The organism is Leadbetterella sp. DM7 (assembly GCF_040829825.2).
GTDB lineage: Bacteria > Bacteroidota > Bacteroidia > Cytophagales > Spirosomataceae > Leadbetterella.
The window spans coordinates 206,422-229,498 of record NZ_JBFOLH020000001.1 but is presented as its reverse complement, the minus strand read 5'-3'; the positions used below and the strand labels follow the sequence as shown (position 1 = coordinate 229,498).

The 23,077-nt window shown below is 49.9% G+C and carries 20 protein-coding genes and 1 tRNA gene; 8 read left to right on the top strand and 13 right to left on the bottom strand.

Going from position 1 to position 23,077, the window contains the following annotated elements; genetic code table 11:
* Window positions 1-7: 7 nt before the first annotated feature.
* Window positions 8-1,510: a hypothetical protein gene (locus AB2U10_RS00980; protein WP_367914265.1), complete on the bottom strand. Its 1,503-nt coding sequence runs from the start codon at window positions 1,508-1,510 to the stop codon at window positions 8-10.
* A gap of 81 nt (window positions 1,511-1,591) precedes the next feature.
* Window positions 1,592-2,842 (bottom strand): hypothetical protein, encoded by a 1,251-nt coding sequence (locus AB2U10_RS00975; protein WP_367914266.1) that lies wholly within the window; start codon window positions 2,840-2,842, stop codon window positions 1,592-1,594.
* 216 nt (window positions 2,843-3,058) lie between these two features.
* On the opposite strand from AB2U10_RS00975, the gene proS reads away from it, so the two are divergent.
* Both proS and AB2U10_RS00965 read left to right on the top strand, forming a co-directional pair.
* Window positions 3,059-4,531, top strand: coding sequence for a proline--tRNA ligase (gene proS / locus AB2U10_RS00970; RefSeq protein WP_367914267.1), 1,473 nt, complete (start codon window positions 3,059-3,061; stop codon window positions 4,529-4,531).
* Window positions 4,532-4,553: 22 nt separating this feature from the next.
* On the top strand, window positions 4,554-4,973 hold the full coding sequence (locus AB2U10_RS00965) for an FKBP-type peptidyl-prolyl cis-trans isomerase (RefSeq protein WP_367914268.1): 420 nt from the start codon (window positions 4,554-4,556) through the stop codon (window positions 4,971-4,973).
* 90 nt (window positions 4,974-5,063) lie between these two features.
* On the opposite strand, the gene AB2U10_RS00960 is transcribed toward AB2U10_RS00965, so the two are convergent.
* Complete coding sequence (locus tag AB2U10_RS00960; RefSeq protein ID WP_367914269.1) at window positions 5,064-6,272, bottom strand: ATP-binding protein; 1,209 nt, start codon at window positions 6,270-6,272, stop codon at window positions 5,064-5,066.
* A 196-nt stretch (window positions 6,273-6,468) separates the two neighbouring features.
* Window positions 6,469-7,428 carry a methylenetetrahydrofolate reductase gene (locus AB2U10_RS00955; RefSeq protein WP_367914270.1) on the bottom strand — a complete coding sequence of 320 codons (960 nt, stop codon included), beginning with the start codon at window positions 7,426-7,428 and terminating at the stop codon, window positions 6,469-6,471.
* Between the two features lie 128 nt (window positions 7,429-7,556).
* Here AB2U10_RS00955 and AB2U10_RS00950 point away from each other — a divergent pair, with 128 nt between their 5' ends.
* Window positions 7,557-8,141: a hypothetical protein gene (locus AB2U10_RS00950; RefSeq protein WP_367914271.1), complete on the top strand. Its 585-nt coding sequence runs from the start codon at window positions 7,557-7,559 to the stop codon at window positions 8,139-8,141.
* A 6-nt stretch (window positions 8,142-8,147) separates the two neighbouring features.
* Here the strand turns inward: AB2U10_RS00950 and AB2U10_RS00945 are convergent, their stop codons facing one another.
* The 4 genes from AB2U10_RS00945 to AB2U10_RS00930 form a co-directional block, all read right to left on the bottom strand.
* Entirely contained in the window at window positions 8,148-10,559 is a 2,412-nt protein-coding gene (locus AB2U10_RS00945) for an endonuclease MutS2 (protein WP_367914272.1), read from the bottom strand.
* Between the two features lie 107 nt (window positions 10,560-10,666).
* Window positions 10,667-10,987 carry a heavy metal-binding domain-containing protein gene (locus AB2U10_RS00940; protein ID WP_367914273.1) on the bottom strand — a complete coding sequence of 107 codons (321 nt, stop codon included), beginning with the start codon at window positions 10,985-10,987 and terminating at the stop codon, window positions 10,667-10,669.
* Between the two features lie 89 nt (window positions 10,988-11,076).
* Window positions 11,077-11,985 carry a DUF58 domain-containing protein gene (locus tag AB2U10_RS00935; protein WP_367914274.1) on the bottom strand — a complete coding sequence of 303 codons (909 nt, stop codon included), beginning with the start codon at window positions 11,983-11,985 and terminating at the stop codon, window positions 11,077-11,079.
* An 18-nt stretch (window positions 11,986-12,003) separates the two neighbouring features.
* Window positions 12,004-12,459 carry a septal ring lytic transglycosylase RlpA family protein gene (locus tag AB2U10_RS00930; RefSeq protein WP_367914275.1) on the bottom strand — a complete coding sequence of 152 codons (456 nt, stop codon included), beginning with the start codon at window positions 12,457-12,459 and terminating at the stop codon, window positions 12,004-12,006.
* Between the two features lie 254 nt (window positions 12,460-12,713).
* Here AB2U10_RS00930 and AB2U10_RS00925 point away from each other — a divergent pair, with 254 nt between their 5' ends.
* Window positions 12,714-13,046, top strand: coding sequence for a DUF3276 family protein (locus AB2U10_RS00925; protein ID WP_367914276.1), 333 nt, complete (start codon window positions 12,714-12,716; stop codon window positions 13,044-13,046).
* A gap of 18 nt (window positions 13,047-13,064) precedes the next feature.
* Here the strand turns inward: AB2U10_RS00925 and AB2U10_RS00920 are convergent, their stop codons facing one another.
* The 4 genes from AB2U10_RS00920 to AB2U10_RS00905 form a co-directional block, all read right to left on the bottom strand.
* Window positions 13,065-14,582 carry a GH3 auxin-responsive promoter family protein gene (locus AB2U10_RS00920; protein ID WP_367914277.1) on the bottom strand — a complete coding sequence of 506 codons (1,518 nt, stop codon included), beginning with the start codon at window positions 14,580-14,582 and terminating at the stop codon, window positions 13,065-13,067.
* Between the two features lie 70 nt (window positions 14,583-14,652).
* Window positions 14,653-16,704, bottom strand: coding sequence for a TonB-dependent receptor (locus AB2U10_RS00915; RefSeq protein WP_367914278.1), 2,052 nt, complete (start codon window positions 16,702-16,704; stop codon window positions 14,653-14,655).
* Window positions 16,705-16,915: 211 nt separating this feature from the next.
* A tRNA-Arg gene (locus AB2U10_RS00910) sits at window positions 16,916-16,987 on the bottom strand.
* Between the two features lie 71 nt (window positions 16,988-17,058).
* Window positions 17,059-17,589 (bottom strand): acyl-CoA thioesterase, encoded by a 531-nt coding sequence (locus tag AB2U10_RS00905; RefSeq protein WP_367914279.1) that lies wholly within the window; start codon window positions 17,587-17,589, stop codon window positions 17,059-17,061.
* 57 nt (window positions 17,590-17,646) lie between these two features.
* Here AB2U10_RS00905 and AB2U10_RS00900 point away from each other — a divergent pair, with 57 nt between their 5' ends.
* The 3 genes from AB2U10_RS00900 to AB2U10_RS00890 all read left to right on the top strand — a co-directional run bounded on the left by AB2U10_RS00900 (window position 17,647) and on the right by AB2U10_RS00890 (window position 19,615).
* The gene (locus AB2U10_RS00900; RefSeq protein ID WP_367914280.1) at window positions 17,647-18,006 is read left to right on the top strand and encodes a diacylglycerol kinase family protein; all 360 of its coding nucleotides are present in this window, start codon (window positions 17,647-17,649) and stop codon (window positions 18,004-18,006) included.
* Between the two features lie 50 nt (window positions 18,007-18,056).
* Window positions 18,057-19,232 (top strand): AIR synthase related protein, encoded by a 1,176-nt coding sequence (locus AB2U10_RS00895; protein WP_367914281.1) that lies wholly within the window; start codon window positions 18,057-18,059, stop codon window positions 19,230-19,232.
* Window positions 19,233-19,366: 134 nt separating this feature from the next.
* Window positions 19,367-19,615 carry a GlsB/YeaQ/YmgE family stress response membrane protein gene (locus tag AB2U10_RS00890; protein WP_367914282.1) on the top strand — a complete coding sequence of 83 codons (249 nt, stop codon included), beginning with the start codon at window positions 19,367-19,369 and terminating at the stop codon, window positions 19,613-19,615.
* 40 nt (window positions 19,616-19,655) lie between these two features.
* Here AB2U10_RS00890 and AB2U10_RS00885 read toward each other — a convergent pair whose 3' ends face one another.
* A complete protein-coding gene (locus AB2U10_RS00885) occupies window positions 19,656-20,819 on the bottom strand; it encodes a sigma-54-dependent transcriptional regulator (RefSeq protein WP_367914283.1) in 1,164 nt (387 codons plus the stop codon).
* 179 nt (window positions 20,820-20,998) lie between these two features.
* Between AB2U10_RS00885 and ligA the strand changes: the two genes are divergently transcribed.
* Window positions 20,999-23,068, top strand: a complete 2,070-nt coding sequence (gene ligA, locus AB2U10_RS00880; protein ID WP_367914418.1) for an NAD-dependent DNA ligase LigA — start codon at window positions 20,999-21,001, stop codon at window positions 23,066-23,068.
* Window positions 23,069-23,077: the final 9 nt, after the last annotated feature.

Below are 23,077 nucleotides of genomic sequence, written 5' to 3'. Positions count from 1 at the left end.
TACCCTGTTAAAAGAATGATCCCACGGTTATTCCTACGGTACTTCTTACCTGGCGGAACAAAACCGAGTTGTGGCTTGCGTCATCCAGGATATACGGGTTGTACGCACCGGTGCTGACATACCGCGAGTAGGAGAGATCAGCAAAGAAATTGGCAGTCCGGATACCTACACCTGCACTTCCTACGACGGCATTTTTCTTGACGTTAAAATCAGAAGCGTACCGCAGCGGATCATTAATGAGGTTTATACCGCCCCGCAGCCTTCCTATGCCTTTCCGCAATTCAACCCCGGCTTTCAGATTGACCACGTCTTTGTATTCGTCCTGGATGCTTCCGTTCTGCCCGTCTGACCAGGCCGCTGAATTCTTGTCTTTGATGTTCATCCGGCTGAAGCCCACATACTCGGCCTCTACGCTGACCACACCTATTTTCTGCGGCAGGAAGGCACTGAGGCCTACATTAGCCTTTAAAGGTGATACTACCCGGTATTTGAACTCATCAAGCGCTGTCCGGGCATCCCTGTCGTATAAGATGGCATCAGACGTGATCGGGTCTACGCCGGCATACTGGATAAAGCTGTCGGTGAGCCATAGTAAAGTAGGAGTGGTGATGGTGGCGCCCAGGTTCAGGTGGTCGTTGAGCCGCTGGATGACCCCTACGGTCAGGTTGAGGCCTGTGCCGTTGATGCTCAGCTCATTGTCGTAATACTGGGACCTGAGGTACTGTGCATTGGAAGGGAACTTTTCGTCAAAGGAAGTAGACCGGTCAAACCGCAGGGTTTGTATCCCCAGGCCGGCCCCGATGTACGTTTTGTCGTCAAAATTGGCCCCGTAGCTCACATTCAGCTGTCCCAGGTTACCGGATTCCGTCACTTTCCCCGACTGGCTTACCGGAAGAGCTTCTTCATTCACCAGGTAACGTCCCTGATCGTAGAACAATAAGCCGCCCATCAGGGCCATAGAGAAGCCGTCAGGGGCATTCCCGTATTTGTCGTAGTCGTCTGCGATCTCCTTGGGTGTTAAGCCCGACCCGTTGGCCAGTTCGGCAAAAGAATCGGAGATAGAGTGTGCATTGTTGCTCCCCCTGAACGAATAGCTATTGGAGAAGGAGGCGAGGGTGCTGTAGGAAATCCCGAAGTTGCCTTTCTTTAAGCGGGAGCCCGTACCTTCTCTTGAAAATACCACACCCAGCTGACCGATATCCAGCGGTGATCGGTTTTCGGTGGTCGACTGATCAATATAGGTAGCTGTATTTTTGCTGCCTATGAAGTTAAAGGTGCCTGAAAACTCGGAACGGTTATAAAAACCCAGTCCCGCCGGGTTAATATACGTGTTGCTCAGATCCCCGCCCAAAGCGGTAAAAGCGCCTCCCATGGCCTGGCTGCGAGCCGTGCCGTAGTTGCCCTGTGTGTAGTACTTTCTCAGATGAAAGAAAGGTTCATCGGTCCCCTGCGCGTTAGCCGTTAAACAGAAGGCTAATCCTGTCAGGCCTGTTAAAATTAACTTTTTCATTGCAATTATGGAAAAAAAGATCCCCGCCAATGAACGGAATTGGTTAATCAGCGGGGAGTAAAATTATGTTCCTGTTTAATATTATCCGCGGCCTCTGCTGCTACCGCTACTACTTCTGCTGCTACTGCTTCCGGAAGAGCTGCTACCGGAGGAAGAAGAAGAGCGGGAAGGAGCTGAATACGAAGGCGATGAGCTTCTGCTGCCGCTGTTGTATGACGGCGAGGAAGTCCTGCTTCCGCTGTTATACGAAGGCGACGAGCTCCGTTCGCTGCCCCGGCTGTAAGTAGAAGGGCTCTGACGGCTGGCCGGCGAATAGCTTCCGCCCCGGCTTGAAGAGCTGTTCACCCGTGATCCGGCTGACTGCGATGCACGTCCGGAGTTAACCGGGCTGCTGCTTCGGGTATACGAATCGTAGCTTCTTGTGCCCGAGCTCCGGCTGATGCTGCTCCGGTCGGTAGCCCCCATACGGGCAGCCGAATTAATTTCTCTTGCCGAACTGCCGGCGGTTCTGCCTATTGCCGAGCGTGAGCTCCTGTCTACCGCTGCCACACGGGCATTCTGGGCAGAAGTTCTGCTTACCAGGCGGTCATTGTACCTGCTGTTGGCCAGGCTGGCATTTCTTTGCCTCACGGTTCTTCCGTTATAAATATTATTCACGTAAACGGTTTGGTATCCGTAATAAGGATTGCGGTAACCGCCCCATCCGTAGTAATCATAGTATGGGTTATAGCCCCATGGAGAGTAGAATGAGTTGTAGCCGTAGTACGGATAACCGCCCCATCCGTAAGCGTATGAGCTGTAGAAAGGATCCCACGGATCATACCATCCGCCGCCCCATCTGGATCCCCAGCCCATGCCCATGCTCATACCCAGGTAACTTCCGAAATAGGGCGAGTAAGACATGTAGAATCCTGAACGCATAGAAGGGTAGAACGAATTGTAATAGCCGAAAGGCGAATTCATGAACCTGCCTGCTCCGGCATAGGTCCAGGAATTATCAGACCAGCCCTGGCTGTAACCGTCGGCATAGCCGTCAGAATAGCCGGCATTGGCACCTACTTTTCTTTTCAGGTCTTTGCTGCTGAGGTAATTCTCATCGAAATACTCATCAGTACCTCCCTGGAAGCCTTCGGTAGCAGGGTCATAGCTGTCGTCATAAGGAACAGCCGCAGGAGCCTGTGTACGGCTGGCAGCTACTGCACCGGGAAGCACCACATCACCCGACTTCACATACATGTCATCGGTATCTGTTTTGGAAGGAACAGATTTACCGGTACATGAGGCCATCAACACCCCCGCTCCTAAAAACAATGCTAATCTGTTGATTTTCATAGTCGTAAATATATTTAAAAATCTTAAAATCTATCGCTTTACTTATTAGACTGAAATCATGCAGAAAGGTTTGTATGCCTTTAACATTTTTTTTTCGCTCCTGATAAAGCCATTTTTAAGTATTACAAATGTAATTATATAACTTATCTTTGCAAATTCCCATGTTAATAATTAACGAAGAGAGACGGTAAACCGTACAAATTTAACAATCAGAAGATGTCGAAATCATTACCTACCCGAAGTGAGAATTACTCAGAATGGTATAATGAGCTGGTAAAAAGAGCTAACCTGGCAGAAAACTCTGCGGTCAGGGGCTGCATGGTCATCAAACCCTACGGATATGCCATCTGGGAGAAGATGCAGCGTGCGCTTGACGATATGTTTAAGGAAACCGGCCATACCAATGCCTATTTCCCGCTTTTTATTCCCAAATCATTTCTTTCCAAAGAAGCCTCTCACGTAGAGGGTTTTGCGAAAGAATGTGCCGTAATTACGCATTACCGCCTGAAGAATGACCCGGGCGGAGAAGGAGTGATTGTAGACCCGGAAGCGAAGCTGGAAGAGGAGCTGATTGTAAGACCTACCTCGGAGACCGTCATCTGGAACAGCTATAAAAACTGGGTGCAGTCGCACCGCGACCTGCCCATCCTGATCAACCAGTGGGCCAATGTGGTCCGGTGGGAAATGCGTACACGGATCTTCCTGCGCACGGCGGAGTTTCTCTGGCAGGAAGGGCATACCGCCCACGCTACCCGCGACGAGGCGGTTTCGGAAACGGCGCAGATGCTGGAAGTATACGCAAAATTTGCAGAAGAGTGGATGGCCGTACCCGTACTAAGAGGACGGAAAACCCCGAACGAGCGTTTTGCAGGTGCCGATGACACCCTGTGTATTGAGGCGATGATGCAGGATGGCAAAGCGCTGCAGGCCGGTACAAGCCACTTCCTGGGACAGAATTTTGCCAAAGCCTTTGATGTGAAGTTCCAGGATAAAAACGGTAACCTGGAATATGTTTGGGGAACGTCATGGGGTGTGAGCACACGCCTGATGGGAGCGCTGATCATGGCGCATTCCGATGACCTGGGCCTGGTGCTGCCTCCCAGGCTGGCCCCTATCCAGGTGGTGATCGTGCCCATTTATAAAGGAGAAGAGCAGCTGAACGCCATTTACGACCGGCTTCTGCCGTTGATTAACGAGCTGAAGTCGCACGGGGTAAGTGTTAAATTTGACGACGACGATTCGGCCCGGCCCGGCTGGAAATTTGCAGAATATGAGCTCAAAGGAGTGCCTGTGCGCATTGCGGTAGGAGCCAGGGACCTGGAAAATAACCAGGTGGAAGTAGCCCGGAGAGATACGCTGAGCAAAGAAACGGTGTCGCTTGACGGCCTTTATGACTACCTGGTGGCGCTGCTGGATGACATCCAGTCCAATATCTACAACAAAGCGCTGAAATTCAGGAAGGAGCATACCTTTAAGGTGGATACCTGGGAAGAATTTACCCGGCAAATTGAGGAAGGGGGCTTCCTTTTGGCGCATTGGGACGGCACTTCGGAAACCGAAGAGAAAATCAAGGAACTCACAAAGGCTACCATACGTTGTATTCCTTTAGACTTTACCGAAGAAGAGGGCTGTTGTGTTTATTCCGGTCAGCCTTCCCGGGGCAGGGTTATATTTGCCAAAGCATATTAATAGTAAACTAAAATCGAATAAAATGGTAAAATCAGGAGATAAAGTAGCCATCCACTACAAAGGAACCTTGAACGACGGTACGCTTTTCGACTCTTCAGAAGGCCGTGAGCCACTGGAATTTGAAGTAGGCAGCGGTATGGTCATCAAAGGTTTTGATGAAGGCGTGCAGGGAATGGAAGTGGGTGAAAAGAAATCTATCCATATTGCGGTAGAAGACGCTTACGGTCCCGCCAGCGAAGAAATGGTTTTTAACTTTGACCGGGCGGATATCCCGGCGGATATTCCGCTGGTGGTAGGTGAAACCCTCAATATGCATGACGGACAAAGAGCGGTTCCGGTCATTATCCGGGAAGTGACAGACGCCTATGTGCGCCTGGATGCCAACCATCCGCTGGCCGGCCAGGAGCTCAATTTCGAGCTGGAGCTGGTGTCAGTGAACTAAATTGCAATACGGTAAAAGAGGCGTCCGGGTAATTCCGGGCGCCTCTTTTCATGTCCTCTGCCGGTGGCCAAGGGTCATTACAGCCTATTCTTATTCCATCAGAAACTCTTTCAGCGGCACCACCTCGATCACCTTCCCGTGAAACTTAAAGGTATCCTTCTGGTGAAAGGTGATAATCCGTCCCTTTTCTTCTTTAAAGAAGTCGAGGGCCTCTTTTAACCCCGTAAATTCCCTGTTCCTGTTAAGATCCGTTAATTCGTAACATACCTGCAGGATTTCTACAGGTTTCCCTTTATAGACGGCGATGAAATCACATTCCCTTTGATCCTGGAAGTAGTAGAGTTCGGTGTATTTTCTCCGGAGATGCAGGTAAACGGTGTTTTCCAGGCGTCTGCCGGCTTCATCGGTAAAAACGATGGAGTTATGGGTAAACAGGCCCATATCTATGGCATATACTTTTCTGGGATTTCGTATCTGTACCTTTAACGAATAGCTGAATTTGGGCATAAACTGTACTACATAGGTATTTTCCAGGTAGGAAAAATACTCGAGTATAGTAGCCGGTGAACGGAGATCAAAGAGGTTTTTGAGCCCTGTGGCTGATACCGGTTTGCCTATATTGGAGAGGAGGTAAACGGCTAGCTGGCGCAAGGAGTTGACATCCCTGAGCCCGTACCGTACCGCGATGTCTTTCATCAGGATATCTTCGAGAAGCCGGTTGAGTACTACGCCGTTCCCGGTCTTCAGGTATTCAGGAAAGCCGCCGTGCTCCAGGTAGTACAGGACACTGCTATCGGAATTTTCGCGGGAACTGAAGGCCAGGAATTCCCGGTAAGAAAAAGGGAACAGCTCATATGGGAGATTCCTTCCGGTGAGTTTGGTGCCCAGCTCCCGGCTCAAAAGAGTAGCATTGGAGCCCGTGACCACCACCCGGAAGCTTTCGTCCAGCTTTTGACGGACATATCCCTCCCAATGAGTAAGCATCTGGATCTCGTCGAAAAATAATATCCGGGCACCTGCTTTCTCTATAACGGTGTCGAGCCTTGAAAAATCATCCGGGTCGAAACCGGCCAGGCGGGGATCTTCGAAGTTCAGGAAGAATACCCCTTCTGTCGCATTTTCCAGTAACTGGAGCATCAGCGTGCTTTTTCCACCCCGTCTGACCCCCGTTATAACCGTTACGAAGTTCTCATACAGGGTTATTTCCTGCCGTTTTTCTCTCAAAACGCCCGTATTTCTGTCCAGAAATGTTTTTTTCTGACGGTCGGCTACTTCATTTATCTGGCTATCTAACAGCATCTTAATAAGATATCAAATACAAATATATTCATTTATTTAATAGTAATGAACAATATTATCCAGTACTATTAAATAATATAATTTGTTGGTAATAATTAATAATATTCATTAGTAATGAATATTATTGTTCATTAGTAATGAAGAATGATGTTTTGCCCGTAAATAACAGTCCATCTGACCGGAAAATCTGTGCTCTTTAAAATACTTCCCGGGCTACGGCAAGGGTAGTGGTAGATTTGCTCATGGTGTAAAAATGCAGAGCCGGTACACCGAAGGCTTTAAGTTCGCGGCATTGCCGGATGCACCATTCGATACCGACCTTACGAACCTCCTTATCGTCTTTGCATTGCCGGATGGCGGTAGCAAATTCTTCAGGGATGTTGAGATAAAACAACCTGGGAAGTACCTCCAGCTGCTTTTTGGTGGAGAGGATTTTGAGGCCGGGAATAATCGGGACGTTGATGCCATGGGTACGGCATTTTTCCACGAAATCAAAATATTTCCGGTTATCAAAAAACATCTGGGTAACCAGGTAGTCGGCGCCGCGGGCTACTTTTTGCTTAAGGTGCTCGAAATCTACCCGTGAGCTTTCTGCCTCGAAGTGCTTTTCAGGATAAGCCGCTGCGCCGATACAGAAGTCGGAGTTGTTCAGGTACTCGGAGGTTTGATGAAGGTATTTTCCTTCGTTCATTTCCCGGATCTGTGTAATGAGCTCGGAAGCATAGGCATGGCCGCCTTTCCGGGGTTTGAAAGAGGTAAAAGGCTTGGCATGGTCACCGCGCAGGGCCATCACGTTTTCTATGCCCAGGTAATTCAGGTCAATGAGCAGGTCTTCGGTATCGTCGCGGGTGAACCCGCCACACAGTACATGGGGCACGGGGTCGGTATCAAATTTGTGCATCAGGGCGGCGCAGATGCCTACGGTTCCCGGTCTTTTGCGGGTTTTGACCTGAATCACGGTGCCGTCGTCGCGTGTCTGGCTGAGGTATTCTTCCCGGTGATAAGTAACGTCCACAAATTTGGGCTTTAGCTCCATCAACGGAGTAATGTCGTTAAGAAGCTCGTCGATTTTTCCGCCTTTCACAGGAGGAATGATCTCAATAGAGAACAGGGGCTGCCCTTTACTGTTGGCAATATGTTCGGTTACTTTGGCCATGGTCAATGATTTACCGCAAAAATAGAAGGTGTGACGGAAAAAGCGGAGGCAGGAGATAATTTATGTGGTAATGTTGTTTAAATTTGGTTAATTTATCTAAAAATTAAAAAATTACAACCTTAAAAGAGATGAAAAAACTAGTAGCTCTGACAGGATTTTTAATCCTTTCTTTTGCGCTGAAGGCACAGCAGCCCAATCCAAATGACTATACCGGGGTCTATAAATTCCAGGGTACTCCCTTTGCACAGATCGTGATTTCTTACGAAAACGGGGCATTCATGGCCGATGCCGAAGGCGTGGGGAAAGGACAGATCGTACCGTCGGGCACAGCCGATGAATTTACCGAAGACAATTACGAAGCGCTTTTAAAATTTGTGCGGGAGACATCGGGGAAGGTGATACGGCTGGTGGTAAGCTTTAACGGGAGCAGTTTTGAAGGGGCGAAAGAAGGCATTTCTTTTGATGAATATGCAGGGAAATACAGCCTGGAGGGGAGCTCTGAGGTATCGGAGGTGAATATTACGGTTCAGAACGGAACCCTGGGTATAGAGGCCAGCATAGGCGGCTCGCAGCTGATGGCTACAGATGTAAAAGATTCTTTCCAGATGACCGCCGCCAGCGGTGGCGTTGTATTTAAACGGGACGCCACCGGGAGGATCACCGGGATAGAGGTCGAATACGCGGGAAACACCTTTAAGGGGAAAAAGAAATAAAGCCGTTTATTTCATTTCCACGATGGTCACGCCGGCTCCGCCACGGTCGGCGTGCTCGTCGTACATTTTACCTACCTGCTTGTATTGTTTTATGTGGTTCCGGATCAGGTTACGTAAAATACCGTCGCCTTTCCCGTGAACTATCCGGAGCTGGGGATATCCCAGCAGGATGGCGTCATCAACCAGGTTATCGACCTCTATGAGGGCCTCTTCGCCCCGTTTGCCCCGGATGTCGAGGTTGAAGCTGAATCCCGTCATTTTTTCGTTGAGATCTACTCCTTTCATGCTTTTGGCCGATTCTTTTTGCGAAGAGCGGAATTCTTTCCGGGATATTTTTTCCAGGCGGTTCAGCCGGATGTTGGATTTAAGCTCACCCAGTAAGATCTCTGCATCTTTGCCGTTCAGGCTGAGCACCTGGGCCAGGGCTTCCTGCCCTTTTATCCGCACATAATCTCCGGGCATGATCGGGCCGTCGGCTTTTTGAACAATTACTTTGGGGGCTGCTTCGGGCTCAGGCTGCAAAACGGTTTCGGCAAATTCTTTTACCTGCTCGCGGGCCCGCCGTGAAGCTTCTTTTTCAGCATTGTTTTCCTTGATGTGCCGTATGGTGTTTTCAATGGTTTTGTTGGCGTCGCGCACTATCTTTTTGGCATCTTCTTTTGCCTGGGAAATGATGCGCTGCTTGTCGCTTTCCAGGAAGTTCTTCAGGGCGGTGTATTGCCCGGCACGCTCTTTCAGCTCTTCAACCTGCTTTTGCAACAAGGCATTTTGTTCGGCAAATGCTTTCTTCTCAATGTCGAGCTCCTTCAGCAGCTTTTCGAAGTTGATCTGGTTTTTCCCGAGCTTACGCTGGGCATTTTTAATGATATGTGCGGGCAGGCCCATCTTTTGGGCTACCTCAAATGCAAAGGAGTTGCCCGGCTTACCCATTTCCAGCTCAAACATAGGGGTCAGCTCTTCTGAATCAAAACGCATGGCTCCGTTCAGCAGGCCTTCGTTTTTATCGGCAAAGACCTTGAGGTTGGTATAGTGCGTATTGATCACGCCAAAGGCTTTTTTGGCGGCAAAGCTCTCCAGGATAGACTCGGCCAGGGCACCGCCCAGCGAAGGTTCGGTTCCGGTACCGAATTCATCGATCAGGAAAAGGGTATCCTGGTCGGCATGCCGGAGAAACTCCCGCATGTTGGTCAGGTGGGAACTGTACGTGCTGAGGTCATTTTCAATGCTCTGCTCATCACCGATATCAATAAAGAGGCTCTTAAAAAGGCCTATTTTAGAATCGGGGGAAACCGGGAGCAGCATACCGCACTGGGCCATGTACTGCACCAGTCCTATGGTTTTGAGCATAACGGACTTCCCCCCGGCGTTGGGGCCGGAAACCACCAGTATGCGTTCTTCGCTGTTCAGGGAAACGCGAAGCGGAACCACCGGCTTGTTTTGCTTGCGGTGCGCCAGCAGCAACAGGGGGTGCCGGGCATTCTGCCAGTCAACAACCGGGTCTTCCACCAGCAGCGGAAACGTGCTGTCGGTACGGATGGCCAGGCGGGCTTTGGCACGGATGAAGTCCATCAGCCCGAGAAAAACATACGAGCGTTCGAGGTCAGGCAGCTCCGGCCGTAAACGGGAGGTGAGCTGCTCCAGGATCCGTAAAACTTCTCTTCTTTCCCTGATTTCAAGGTCACGGATCTCGTTGTTGGCTTCCAGCACCTCACCGGGCTCCACATAGGCAATATTACCGGTGGAGGTTTCGTCGTGAACGAAACCGGATAGCTTTCTTTTATGTTCGGCAAGCACGGGCAGCACCAGGCGGCCGTTTCTTACGGCGAGGGTCATTTCTTCACCGATCCACCCCGAATTTTTGGCGGTCCGGTAGATACGGTCGAGGGTACGCTTTACATTGGCCTGCTCTACGGCCAGTTTCCTGCGGATATCGAACAGCTCTTTAGAGGCGTTGTCCCTGACTTTTCCCCGTTCATCGATCACTGAGGTGATCTCTGTCAGAAGGGTTTCCCAGCCCCTGGGACGGTCAGGAGGGAGGGCTGCCTGCATCAGAGACAGGAGCTCCGGGAATTTCTCTGCAGGCCGGTTATGAAAGAAATGAATGATCTGCTGGATGGTGGTAAGCGATAAGCGGATCTCGAAGAATTCTTCTTCGTAGATGATCGCCCCGGGAATGGCCGCCTTTTTCAGGTATTCGGTGACGTCAATATAATGCTGGTTCGGGAAAGCCGACTCGGTTTCCAGGATCAGGCGGAACTCCGCCGTTTGAGCCATCATTTTCCGGATCTGGTCGAATTTTGCGGAAAAACGCATTTTGCCCACGAACGACTTGCCCAGTGAGCTTACGCATTCTTCTTCCAGGAGTTCTTTTATTTTATCAAAACCCAGCTTGGTTTCTATATTTTTGGGATAGAGCATGGTCTAAACTTTCAAGATGGGAAGTTTTTCTTCCCCGACTGCAAAATTAAACAGCCCGGCGCTCTTTCGAAAGCCGGGCTACGAGTAACAACACGCTTATTTTGTCATTAGTTCAGTTTTACGGCAGTGCCGCAGGCCGTTACCATCATCATGCCGTTTTTTTCGCCCAGGGTTTCGTAGTCCAGGTCAATGCCGATAATGGCATCGGCGCCGTAAGAACGGGCACGTTCTATCATTTCGCTGATGGCGGTGTCTTTGGCTTCGCGCAGTACATTTTCATAGGAGGCGGCACGGCCACCCACAATATCACGGATCCCGGCAAAAAAATCTTTGAATATATTGGCACCGATAATGGTTTCACCGGTAACCAGTGCCTTGTATTCTGTGATTATTCTTCCCTCAATGTTATTTGTTGTTGTCAGTAACATGTTTGTTTTTTTCTTCAAAGGTAAACAGGCCGGTCCGGGTGTGCAAGCGCGTTTTTAAGATGGGTTTATTTTCAGGCTGAGCGGTAATATCAGCGCATTTTAGCTCTTTTGGCAAGGAAAGACGACATCACGGGGTCAAATCCTTTTTCAATATCGGCCTCGATAAAATCAATTTTATACTGGCCGCATTTGATCAGGAGCTCGTGGTAAAAGGTATCGAGGGCCCTGATGTAGCGTTGCCGCACATCGGCGGGCTGGAGCCTCAGCTTTTCATGGGTTTCGAGATCAATGAACTCATAGGGGCCGTCGGCAAATTCAAAGGCCATTTCGGTCTTTTTTTCAGTGACGTGAAACAGCAGCACCTCGTGCTTCTTGTGCTTGAGATGCTGAAGGGCCGAAAAGAGCTTTTCGCTGTTTTCCACGTCCTCGAACATATCGCTGAAGATGACCACCAGCGAGCGGGTATGGATCTTGTCGGCAATCAGGTGCAGCGTATCGGCCACGGCCGTAGCCTGGTTCCGTTTTTCGCGGTTGAGCACCTGTTCGAGCTCGTAAAATACTTTTTGCAGGTGCGTGGTGGTAGACCGGCATTCGGTCTGGGTCTCAATCCGGTCAGAGAAGGTGACCAGCCCTACGGCATCCCGCTGGCGTTGCAGCATATTGGCCAGGGCAGCAGCGGCCAGTACAGAAAAGGCGAGCTTGCCCCGTGATTTTTGCGGGTAATACATGGAGGAAGACACATCCAGCAGGAGGTGGCACCTCAGGTTGGTCTCTTCTTCGTAGTTTTTGATAAAAAGCTTATCGGTTTTACCAAAGACCTTCCAGTCGATGTGCCGGGTGCTTTCGCCCGCATTATACAGGCGGTGTTCGGCAAATTCTACGGAGAAACCGTGAAAGGGAGATTTGTGAAGCCCGGTGATAAAACCTTCCACGAGCTGTTTGGCCAGGAAATCGAGGCGCCCGTATTCACGGATTTTTGAAAGATCCAGTTCCAGCATTAAATTCTGAAAAGTACATTAGCTTCTTTGAGCCGGCAAGTACGGAATTTTTAGCGGATTATTCCCTATGCCCAGGAAACAATTGTAGATTTCCAGGGCCATGCCGTCGCGGAGCAGTTCGAGGTTACCGTCAAAACCTACCACTTTTGCCGAAATATGGGCAACGCCCTTTTCCAGTATACCCAATTGTTTGGCCGCATCAATGGAGAGGTCGAGCACCCGGTTCCGCGAGAAAGGTCCGCGGTCATTTACCCGTACAATTACCCAGCGACCGGTTTTGGTATTTTCTACTTCAATCAGCGTTCCGAAGGGAAGAGATTTATGAGCGCAGGTGTAGGCTCCTCTGGTAAAGGTTTCACCGTTGGCGGTTTTACGTCCAAGGAATTTGGTATGATAATACGATGCATACCCCTTAAATATATGGCCGATATCGACCTTTTGGGCGTAAATACTTAAATTAGGTATTAACGTCATCAGTATCGTCAAAAACACCAATGAAAATTTTCTATTTAAATATTTCATACTGCAAATCAATGCATTATTTATGATTTTATTGTGCAGACCCTTTCCTATTTTACCTTGCCGGTAACAAATATTCTATAAATTATTAGAAATATCCAAAACAAATATACAAAAAAGGCATTTTTTTATAAGTAAATATTTTTTTTATTTTTAATAAAAGTATATTTTTGATCGCATTTACAAACCTCTAAAACTATTTTGACAGCGTGGAAAGAGATGACCAGGAAATGATATACTCCAGGAAAATAAGGGCCGGAAAGAGAACTTATTTTTTTGATGTCAGATCCACTCGTTCAAATGACTACTATCTGACGATAACGGAAAGCAGAAGATTTCAGAAGGACGGCGATTTTGTATTTGAGAAGTCCAAGCTTTTTGTTTATAAAGAAGACCTGGACAAGGTAGCTGAGGCTCTTCAGGATGCCGTTAACCACATCAAAAATGAACTTCTGCCGCACATTGACTTTGAGCAGTACAGGAATACCGAGGAATCAAGGGAGTCTTCCGATTTTGACTCGGGGAGCTATAAGTGGGAGTAAGGGTTAATTTTCTTCCGGTCAGCCGGCCAGTTCCAGTATTTCTTCCAGCAGTTTTCTTTCATTACTTAAACGGGGTACCTTGTGCTGCCCGCCCAGCTTATTGTTTTTCTGCAGCCATTTGAGGAAAGTTCCCTGCGGGCAGAAATGAACCAGGGGCATCTGTAAGGCCATATCCTTTTGTCTTTTGGCATCGTAATCCGAATTTATTTCCCGCAGGCGGGTATCCAGGGTTCGGGTAAACGCTTCAGGGTTCTTCGGAGGCGCGGCCAGCTCAATGATCCATTCGTGGCCGCCTTTGGCATCAGCGCTCATAAAAATAGGAGCGGCGGTATATTCTTTGAGCTCAACGGCTGATTCTTCGCAGGCGCAGGCCAGCGCCTGATCGGCGTTTTCGACCATCAGCTCTTCGCCGAAAACATTGATGAAATGTTTGGTACGGCCGGAGATCTTTATCCGGAAAGGGTACAGGGAGGTGAATTTTACGGTATCGCCTATTTTGTACCGCCATAGCCCGGCATTGGTAGAGATGACCAGCGCGTAATTCTTGTGAAGCTCTACTTCTTCCAGCGTGAGCGCGCGGGGAAACGGCTTGTCCCACTCTTCGGCAGGCAGAAATTCGAAAAATACGCCGTAATCGAGCATCAGCAGCATCTGGTCTTCGAGCGAGAGGTCATCCTGGATGGCAAAGTAACCTTCAGAGGCATTGTACGACTCCATGTAGTTTACCGATGCGGAGGGGAAAAGCTTTTCCCTGAACATTGAGCGGTACGGAGTGAAAGAAACGGCCCCGTGAAAGAAAACCTCGAAGTTGGGCCAGAATTCGAGGGCATTTTGCGCACCCACCGCTTCCATGATCTGTTCAATCAGCACCACTCCCCAGGTGGGTACGCCCAGCATGGCCACTACGTTTTCATGAACACAATGCCGGGTCATGTATTTCATCTTGTCTTCCCATTTGTCGAGAAGCGCAATTTCTGCAGGGGGCGTTCTGAAATATTCCGCCCACTTGGGCAGGTTCCGGGTGATAATGGCCGATACGTCGCCTGCCTGTACGTTTTCGTTGTACGGGTTAGGGTGCAAAGAGCCGTTAATGGAAATGGACTTCCCCGTAAAAAGCTGGGTGTTGGGTACATTTTCCACATACAGGGTCAGGATGTCTCTTCCACCCCTGTAATTGCACTCGTGCAGGGCTTCTTCCGAGACCGGTATGAATTTGCTCCGGGCATTGGTGGTACCGGATGACTTGGAAAACCAGGTTATTTCAGAGGGCCAGGTGATATTTTTTTCTCCCCTGAGCACCCGTTCGAGCCAGGGGAAGTATTCTTCATAGGTTACTACAGGAACGCGTTCCTGGAAGTCTTTGATGCTTTTGATGTCTGAAAAACCGTGTTTCAGGCCGAATTCGGTGAAACGTCCCCTGTCTATCAGGTTGTGGAAGACATCTGACTGGGCTTCTATGGGATAGTTCTTGAAATGTTCAATTCTGCCTATCCTGCTTTTCATGAAAAACCCGATTACTTCATTTACCAGACTCAAATGTTTTGTATTTTAATAGGGAGCGAATTTACGCATAATTTGGAAAAATTACTGCCTGATTAAATGAGACTCACCGGAATTTAAGGGTAATACCGGCACCGGCATGATAATTCCGCAGGGGAGCCGGGTTATAAAAGCGGTTACCGATGGCATTAAAATCAAAGCCGAGCGAGTATTTTTCATTCAGGAGGTTGTCTGCACCGCCGTACAGGTTTACCCGGGCTTTATCCCCTATGGCAAATTTCCAGCCCGCTCTCAGCCGGGTAGTGGCATAGCCTTCCGTGCTCACCGTATTCTGGTTGTTCAGGAACATGCCGGATATGAAATTGATGTCGGCCGTAAGGTATACGCCTTTCCGCTGCACCCATTTCCCCGACAGGGCTACGGAGCTGCCCGGTGCACCGGGCAGCTTTTTCCCCCGGAGGTCTGTGCCTTCATTGACATACGATCCGAACCGGAAGTCGTTCAGGGTCAGGTTAAGGAGGAGGTCGGTATGGGTGATATACTTGTCTTTGTTATCAAAGGTGAGCCGGTTCGTGATCTCCAGGCCTTTCTGGAGGATACGCCCGGTATTTTGAAAGTATTCTCCGCCATTATCCAGGACATGCCGCACCAGGGCGTTTCTGACCACCTGGTAATATGCGGCTATTTCGGTACGGAAGATGGAGTTCCATTGTGATTTGAAACCTGCCTCATGGCTTACTCCCTTTTCGGCAAGCAGGCTGATGGTATGCCCGTTTTCAAAGTTGGCCGTCATTTCCTGCGCAGTAGGAGGAGAGTAGCCGTTGGAGAAGGTGTAATACAGGCCTGCTTTGGCATTCAGCGATTTAAGGATGGCTATGCGGGGGCTCCAGGGTAAGCCGGGCCTTTCCCTGACATACAGGGCGGCGGGAGAGCCTGCCTCCACGGTTTCGTTCCGGTAAAGCTGGGTATTGTAGCTGAGCCCGCCGGTGATTTCTACCTGTGCGGGCAGGGAGATTTGTGCCTGTACAAAATGAGAAAGCTGGCGGGAGAGGAGATCGGTGTCGTAAAGAAATGCCCCTTTTTTGCCGAAGTTATTTTCATTGACATGGAAGGTGGATGTGGTAAATATCCCTTCCGAGCCGGTATAAAAGATGATCCTCCCAAGCGCCGTACGGCCTACCAGCCGGTATCCCGTGGTTTTTTCATTTCGTTGCTCGTAGCTGGTGATGAAAGGGTTGGCCAGGTCATTGCCGGCGTAGAACAGGGTGGTAGTCAGCGCGGTTTTGGGCGCTACCTGCCATTCGTGGGTCAGGCCTGCGAGGTGGTAGGTCTGGATAATGCCGGCCTGCTGGTCACGGGCAGACGGCAGCGTGGGCGTGGCCGGGCGGGAGGCCCGTCGGTCGGCCTCCATCTGTGCCAGGGTAAGTCCGCCGGGAGTCTGGTAGTCAATATGGGCCCCCGAATAGGAGAAGGTAAGGGTATGGCCCTGCTTCAGGAAAAAAGACCCGGAGAAAATGCCGTTGTATCCTGACATTTCAGCATGGTCACGGTAGCCGTCTGACGTTCTGCCTGAAAATGCCGCCAGGATATTCATTTTTGGGGAGGCATACTGATACCGGGCATTGCCCGCTGAAGAAGTATAGCTTCCGGCCTGTATGCCGGCGGTAAATTCATGACCGGCTGTGGCCGCAGGAGTGTTGAGCTGAACGACACCTCCGTAGCTGGCGCCGAAAATGCTGCCGGCAGGCCCTTTTAAAATCTCGATGGAGCCGAGCGTATTAAAATCAACCAGGTTAAAATAGGTGGTGCCGTTGGCATCTGACATCGGGATGCCGTTCCAGTAAATCTTTACGTTTCTCACACCGAAAGGCGAGCGCAGCGACGACCCCCGGAGGGTGAGGCGGTAGCTGCCGGGAGAACGTTCTTCCATGCGTATGCCCGTTTGTGAATTGAAAACGGGGAGCGGGTCGGAAAGCGTATGACGGCCGATGTCTTCGCCGGAAATACGGCTGACCGCCGCAGGCGTCTGCAACGGCGTCTGCCGGGTTTCAAAGCCCCTGACGGTCACTTCTTGCAGGGTTTTTGAGCTGTCGGCCTGGGCAAAGGCGAATGTACCGGTGCAGAGAAGCAGGGAGAGTAAGGGTAAAAGAAGAAGCAAAGTCGGTTTTCGGGCTATAGTATGTTTGTTTTTTTGCATATTCCTGATTCTCTGTATGATGTCAAATAATTTGAAATAAAACCAGCCAGGGCTATACAAATGTAAGTTAAGAGCCGTACCCGGCAAAATATTGAGGCGAGTTATGCCTGGTTTGAGGGGGGAGAGAATAAAAAACCCGCATCAGCTTTTAAAGCCAATACGGGTTTTTTCGTAGCTCCAGAGGGAATCGAACCCCCACCAAAGGTACCGGAAACCTTCGTTCTATCCTTTAAACTATGGAGCCGTTATTTCGGGAAAGCGTTCTGAAAAGAGCACCTTGCCTCAAAAAGTACGCAAAGATACGAGTTGCATTGATTAAATGGAAGCGGAATGTTCAAAAAATGTCTTTTTTAGTTCTTCCGTATCGGTCGGATTGAGCCGGCCGGCCATCAGAAGACGCAATTGGCGGCGGTGCAGCGCCTTTTCATATTGAATTTTTTCTTCTTCCGTTTCAGGGATAACTTCCGATACTTCAATAGGACGGCCGCTCTGGTCTACAGCCACAAAAGTGAGGAAGGCCTGGTTGGTTTTATTTTTGACGCCGGCCGGGATGTTCTCCGAAAAAACATCCACCACTACTTCCATAGAGGTGTTGAACGCCCGGGTGATGCGGGCTTCGAGGGTGACCACATTTCCCAAAGGAATGGGGTTTACAAACGAAACGTTGTCTACCGATGCAGTGACCACTATCCGGTTGCTGTGCTTCTGGGCGCAGATGGCCCCGGCGATGTCCATGAAGCGCATGAGGTTCCCTCCCATAAGATTAGAAAGGGGGTTGGTGTCGTTAGGAAAAACCATTTCCGTCATAACAGTGTGCGATTCCCTAACGTATTTGGCTTTCGGCATGATCAGGTTTTTTTGCAAAGTTAGGTAAATTAGCGCTTGGTTTAAATAGCCCGGAATATGAATGTCAGGAAAATGCTTCGAAGCTTCAGGTATGCCATCAATGGTGTTTACCTGCTTTTTAAGTACGAAAATAACGCCCGTTTCCATCTTTTAGCCGCTGTGGGAGTGGTGTCAGCGGGCGTATATTTCGGGCTGAAACCCTGGGAATGGACCGCGGTTACGGCGTGTATTTTCCTGGTTTTTAGTGCTGAGGCATTCAATACGGCCCTGGAAAAGCTGTGCGATCGGCTGCTGCCCGGGCGTGATCCGGCGGTAGGAGCCGTCAAGGACCTGGCGGCGGCCGCTGTGCTTTTTACCGTAACGGGTGCCGTACTGGTGGGCCTGCTGATTTTCGGCAGGAGATTATTGGGAGGATAATCGGGCGGCTGAGCCGTAAAAATCCGTAATTTTGTACAAATTTTATTTCTATGTCAGAAAGATATATGCAGCGGGGGGTTTCAGCCTCTAAAGAAGATGTGCATAAGGCGATTGAAAAGCTCGATAAGGGTTTATACCCCAAAGCATTTTGTAAAATCTCGCCCGATATACTGGGCGGTGATGAGCGCTATTGCAATATTATGCATGCCGACGGCGCCGGCACCAAGACCTCGCTGGCCTATCTTTACTGGAAGGAAACCGGTGATCTGTCGGTGTGGAAGGGAATAGCCCAGGACTCCATCATCATGAATACCGATGACCTGATCTGCGTAGGTGCCACCGGGCCTATCCTGATGTCATCGTCTATTGACAGGAATAAGAACAAGATACCCGGAGAGGTGATCTCGGCCATTATTAACGGAAGTGAGGAAGTACTGGCCATGCTGCGCAGCAACGGGGTGGAGATTTACAGCACCGGCGGGGAAACCGCTGACGTGGGTGACCTCGTGAAAACCATTACGGTAAATACCACGGTGATCTCCCGGATGAAACGGGAGGAGGTCATCTCCAACGACCGGATAGCACCAGGTGACGTGATTGTGGGGCTGGCCTCTTCCGGGAAAGCCGTTTACGAGGAGGAATACAACGGCGGAATGGGAAGCAACGGGCTGACATCGGCACGGCATGACGTATTGGCGAAGAAATATGCCGGTAAATACCCCGAAAGCTACGACGGGTCGATAGACGGGTCACTGGTTTACAGCGGCTCGAAAGACCTGCTGGATGAAGTAAGGATCAATGACTCGCTGCTGGTTAACGTTGGCAGGCTGATCCTTTCACCTACCCGTACCTATGCCCCTGTGGTGAAAGAGCTGCTGCGCGAACTGAAGGGCCGGATAAACGGGATGGTACATTGCAGCGGAGGAGCACAGACCAAGGTGCTGCATTTTGTAGACCAGGTGCATGTGATCAAAGACAACCTGTTCCCGGTGCCGCCGCTGTTCCGGCTGATCCAGGAAGAGAGCGGGACTTCATGGGCAGAAATGTACAAGGTGTTCAATATGGGACACCGCCTGGAGGTGTACCTGCCCGAAGCATATGCTGCAGAAGTGATCCGCATTTCGGAATCTTTTGGTATAGAGGCCCGGATTGTAGGCCGGGTGGAAGCGTTTAACGGGAAGAAGCTGACGATAGAGAGTGAGAAGGGGAAGTTTGTGTACGAGTGAACAGGTAAGTTAAAAGTTAACAGTTAAAAGTTGCGGTGAGGGAAATATAATAAAATAAATAATTTATTTGATTTTGCTAATAGTTTCCTAAATTAGTGTCCGGAAAATCAATTCTTAACCTAAACTTGAATTTTATGAACGGCGTTTTGTATGCAATCATTATTGGTGCCATTGCCGGTTGGCTGGCAGGCGAGATCAAGCGGGGAATGGGGTTCGGATTAATCGGAAACATTATTGTGGGAATCATTGGAGCAGTAGTCGGTAACTGGCTTTTCGGAGTTTTGGGCATCTCCATAGGCTCCGGTGTAATTGCCAACGTTATTTCGGCCGTGATCGGTGCGTTGGTAATATTGTTCCTGATTAGTTTTATAAAACGAAGTTGACGTTGATTGAAAAAAGGGGCCTCAGCGCCCCTTTTTTCTTTTACAGGCCCAGGCCGGCATATAGTTTTACTTCGTCAATGGTGATCTCCTGCCCGCACATGATGACCAGCCTTTCCACCACGTTTCTCAGCTCCCGTACATTACCCGTCCAGGGAAGGCTTTTGAGGTGCTCCATGGCGTCGGCTTTGAAGGTTTTCGGCTGATCGCTATATTCTTCGGCCACATCCTGCAGGAATTTTTCAGCCAGCAGGGGAATGTCTTCCCGTCTTTCGGAAAGCGGCGGTACGTAAATCGGGATAACATTTAACCGGTGGTAAAGGTCTTCCCGGAAGTTTCCTTCGGCAATTTCCTTTTTAAGGTCCTTATTGGTAGCCGCAATGATCCGTACGTTGATCTTGATCTCCTTTTCTCCGCCTACCCGGGTGATTTTACTTTCCTGCAATGCCCGCAGCACTTTTGCCTGGGCAGAAAGGCTCATATCACCGATCTCATCGAGGAAGAGTGTACCGTTATCGGCCAGCTCAAATTTGCCGAGCCTTTGCTTGACCGCCGATGTAAAAGCCCCCTTTTCGTGCCCGAAGAGCTCTGATTCAATCAGCTCTGAGGGAATAGCCGCACAGTTTACTTCAATGAGCGGTTTTTTTACGCGGTTGGAGCGTTCATGAATCTGCTTGGCCACCATCTCCTTACCCGAGCCGTTCGGACCCGTGATCAGGATCCGGGCTTCAGTAGGAGCAACCTTCTCAATGGTGTCTTTTACTTTCATGATCAGCGGAGAATCGCCCACGATCTCGTTGATCTTGTACACCCTTTTCTTCAGGGTTTTGATAACTTCGGTGTCATTGCTTTTTTCGATGGCATTGCGGACCGTCACCAAAAGCCGGTTCAGATCGGGTGGCTTGGTGATAAAGTCAAACGCACCCCTTTTGGTAGCTTCAACGGCATTTTCCACGTTTCCGAAAGCCGATACCATAACAAACTGGGTGAGAACGCCTTCTTCACGGGCTTTGAGAAGCACCTCGAGGCCATCCAGCTTGGGCATTTTAATATCACAAAGGGCTATGTCATACTTGCCGGTAGTTACCATTTCGAGGCCCTGCTGGCCGTCTTTGGCTTCATCTATTTCATAACCCTCGTATTCGAGGATATCTCTCATGGCATCACGTATGGTTTTCTCGTCGTCAATTACCAAAATTTTTGCCATACTGAACTATGAATAGGATTTTTGTTAAGAATTGGAGGCAATTTACTAATTTTTTCAGTTGCCCCGGTCAAATCTGTAAATAAATTGAGGAAACAGGAACGGCGTACAGGCATGTTTTCGGCGTGTTTGAACCTAAAAGTAAGTTTTAGTACTATTTTTGCCCGGGTAAACCTATGGAAATGGAAGCACAGGCCAGAATAAAGGAATTAACCGATCTTCTGAATTATTATAACGACCGGTATTACCAGGATGCCGTTTCGGAAATCAGCGATTTTGAGTTTGATCACTTATTAAAAGAGCTGGAAAAGCTGGAAAGCGGGTACCCGGAATTCCGGCTGCCCGACAGCCCGACCCAACGTGTAGGCGGGGGCATAACCCGGAGCTTTGCCACAGTAAAGCACAGGTTTCCCATGCTTTCTTTGTCGAATACCTATAGCGAGGAAGAAATCAGGGACTGGGATGCCCGGGTGCGGAAAGGCCTGAACGGGGAACCCTACGAATATATCTGCGAGATAAAGTTTGACGGGATTTCGCTTTCGGTGGCCTATGAAGACGGTATCCTGGTGCGGGGCGTTACGCGCGGAGACGGGGTGCAGGGCGATGATATCAGCGCGAATGTCAGGACGATCCGCTCCCTGCCGCTGAATGTGCGTAAGTTTGATCATCTGATCGGGCGCTCGTTTGAGGTTCGGGGTGAGGGTTTTATGCCCAATGAAGTTTTTCAGCAGATCAACGCATCCAAGATAGAACGGGGCGAGGCAACGCTGGCCAACCCCAGGAATGCGGCGGCCGGAACGTTCAAGCTACAGGATTCGGCCATGGTGGCTGCTCGGAAGCTCGATTGCTTCATTTACCAGTATATTTCGGATGACGAAAAGTTTACCACGCACGAGGAAAGCTTCAGAGCCCTTAAAGCGGCCGGCTTTAATGTGTCTGATTCCTGGAGGAAGGTAGAAGATATAGAGGGCGTGATGGCCTATATTCACGAGTGGGAGAGCAAAAGGCACCGGTTGAGCTGTGCTACCGACGGGATTGTGGTGAAGGTGAACCGGTACGACCAGCGGGAGGAGCTGGGCTACACGGCCAAAAGCCCGCGATGGGCCATTGCCTACAAGTATAAGGCCGAATCGAAATCCACGAAGCTGCTCGGCGTAACGTTCCAGGTGGGGCGAACCGGGGCGGTTACTCCTGTTGCCGAACTTGAGCCGGTAGAGCTGTCTATGACGACCGTGAAAAGAGCCACCCTGCACAATGCCGATGAGATAGACCGGCTGGGACTGGCCATCGGCGATTACGTTTTTGTGGAGAAGGCCGGTGAAATTATCCCGAAAGTGACGGGGGTAGATTACAGTCAGCCCAATCCTGACCGGGAGCCGATCTGTTTCCCGGCCGCGTGCCCGGCCTGCGGATCGGCCCTGTACCGGAACGAGGGGGAAGCTGCCTGGTACTGTCCGGATACGGAAGGATGCCCGCCGCAGATCAAGGGAACGATTGAACATTTTATCCAGCGCAAAGCCATGGATATTGACAGCCTGGGAGAAGGCAAAATCGATATTCTCCTCGAAAACGGGCTGATCGGTGATGCGGCAGACCTTTATTCCCTGACTTTTGAGCAACTGCTGGGGCTGGAAAAAGTACATTTTGACGAGGAAACGGAGAAAGAACGGAAGGTCAGCTTTAAGGAGAAGACCGTGCAGAATATCCTGGATGGTATTGAGAAGTCGAAAAATGAACCGTTTGCGAAGGTGCTTTTCGGTATGGGGATCCGGTTTGTAGGCGAAACCACGGCCCAGAAGCTGGCCCAGTATTTTAAAACGATCGACGCACTTATTGCTGCCGGGTATGAAGAGCTGATGGCGGTTCCCGATGTGGGTGAAAAGGTGGCGCAGAGCATTCACGATTATTTCCGCTCGGAAAAGAACCTGAACTTCCTGGAAAAGCTGAAAGCGGCCGGGGTAACCCTGCAGGCGGAGAATGGCGTTACCGAGAAAGAAGGCAATGGCCTTGAGGGGCTGACCCTGCTTTATACCGGGACATTTGAGCATTTTACGCGGGAAGAGATCGAAAAAAAGATAGAATCAAACGGTGGCCGGCTGGTCAGCGGAGTATCTAAAAAGCTGGATTACCTCATTGTGGGTGAAGGCGCCGGGCCTTCCAAGCTAAAGAAAGCGGCTGACCTGGGTGTAAAAACCATCAGCGAGCAGGAGTTTATAGCCATGATCGGGGGAGACGCAGACAGCACCGATTAATGTCTGTAT